We start from the raw sequence: 805 nt of genomic DNA, 5'->3' as shown, positions 1-805 counted from the left end.
TAAWAAACTTCATAGTACTATGATTAAGATACGCTAGTGATAATTCTAAATATAACACTTTTGAAAATCTAATTTTTAATTTTACATCATTAGTATAATATAATTGTAAATATGTTTCTTTAATTTTATCATTAACTTTATTAGATAATGATGTTATTTGTAATAAAAATAATAAAGTAGCACCATAAGCTTCATAAGTACTTTCATACAAATCTTTTGTTAAATTATTAGTATAAGCAGTAACAAAAGTTTGAATATTATTTACTTTTATATTATAAGTATATAAAGTTATTACATTATCAAAATTAATATTATCACTTTGTGATAGACCCTCGGAACGTAAACTTACATCAGTTAATGTTTTAAAATTATTTTTACAATCGTCAACACCGCCTAAAATATTAATATTTCTATTAGAAATAAAATTTTCTATATTAGGAACTGCACATTTAACTTGTAAATTATTAAGATTACTTATTTCAATTGTTTTATAAGAACTAATAAATTTATCAATACTTTGAATTGTTGGGTCAATTTGTTTTAAATCAATTTCTACTTCATAATAACTTTCATAATAATTATTATTAAATAAATTAAAAAAATTATTTTCTCTAATTATTGAATGAGTATTAGTACATTGTGCTGGTGCTGTAACTTTAGTTTTTAATGGTTGAATTGTATTAGCATCTCAGATATCTTCTTTAATTTTGTCGAAAACTCTTGATATTTATAAAATATACCTAAAATTAGGTATATTTTTAATATATGGAGGTAAATAATTAATGAAAAAAATAATTACAGARAA

Annotated in this window: 1 protein-coding gene; it reads right to left on the bottom strand. The window is 19.8% G+C overall.

From position 1 onward, the window contains the following. Nucleotides 1-211, bottom strand: a 211-nt coding sequence (locus EHV01_RS06165) for a hypothetical protein (protein WP_422066693.1), incomplete at its 3' end; no start/stop codon positions are given. Between the last annotated feature and the right edge of the window lie 594 nt (nucleotides 212-805).

This window comes from Spiroplasma sp. hy2 (genome assembly GCF_044714365.1).
Taxonomy (GTDB): domain Bacteria; phylum Bacillota_I; class Bacilli_A; order Mycoplasmatales; family Mycoplasmataceae; genus Spiroplasma; species Spiroplasma phoeniceum.
The sequence above is the reverse complement of the archived record's forward strand: the minus strand, read 5'-3'. Positions and strand labels throughout refer to the sequence as shown.